1 protein-coding gene is annotated in these 813 nt (G+C 52.0%); it reads right to left on the reverse strand.

The genetic code is table 11. The features are described from left to right. Window positions 1-27 precede the first annotated feature (27 nt). Window positions 28-678 (reverse strand): site-specific integrase, encoded by a 651-nt coding sequence (locus tag V8352_RS22090; RefSeq protein WP_442971088.1) that lies wholly within the window; start codon window positions 676-678, stop codon window positions 28-30. Between the last annotated feature and the right edge of the window lie 135 nt (window positions 679-813).

Genomic DNA, 813 nt, shown 5'->3' on the forward strand with positions numbered 1-813 from the left:
GCCGGTCGGCTCAAGCACCTGCCCGCGTCACCCTACGACACAACATCTGGTGTGGTCGTGAACTGACCGGAGACCCGCACACCCACACAAACCGCGAAGAAGCCAAGAATTGGCTTCGGCTTTGAGAAATCCAGGCTGATATCGAGCATACACTTTGAACGTTTGGTCGAGTGATGAATGACCAAGGTATTGGCTGATCCGCTGAATGGATGAGTCACCTTCGAGCATCCAGACAGCGGCAGTATGCCGAAGATCATGTTGTCTAACATTGTCCAGATTTGCATTATTGATAGCAGTGTTGAAAGCTGTTTTGATCGATTTTATGGGCGACCCATTAAATGTTACGACAGCATTTGTATCGGATGTTTCTTTCCACTCCAACAGAGCACGCCTGAGACCGGGATTCATAGGAACTGTTGCTCGACCCTTTTTGGGTCCCGATGACTTGACCCGTAGATCGATTGTCCATTTATGGAAGTCCACTCGATCCCAAGTGAGCTCGAGTATAGCGGTTGCTCGGCCAGCGGTTCCAAGCATCAAAAGCAGGGCAATATATAGGTGTGGCACATTTTTTGCAGCAAGAAGTAGGCGTTTAACCTCAGCTCGTGATAACGGTCGATCCCTCGGCGTTGGTTTCGCTGGGCGCGGGATATAGGGAATGTCTTCGACCCGAAACATTTTACGGCGCTTTGCGGCGTAGTTTAGTGGCTTCTTCGCGGTTTGTGTGGGTGTGCGGGTCTCCGGTCAGTTCACGACCACACCAGATGTTGTGTCGTAGGGTGACGCGGGCAGGTGCTTGAGCCGACCGGCGAC

Source organism: Roseovarius sp. D0-M9, from assembly GCF_037083805.1.
Classification (GTDB): Bacteria; Pseudomonadota; Alphaproteobacteria; order Rhodobacterales; family Rhodobacteraceae; genus Roseovarius.

Bases quoted from the DNA above. Each gene is read 5' to 3' on its own strand.
- V8352_RS22090 (WP_442971088.1), bottom strand. From the start codon at position 678: ATGTTTCGGGTCGAAGACATTCCCTATATCCCGCGCCCAGCGAAACCA.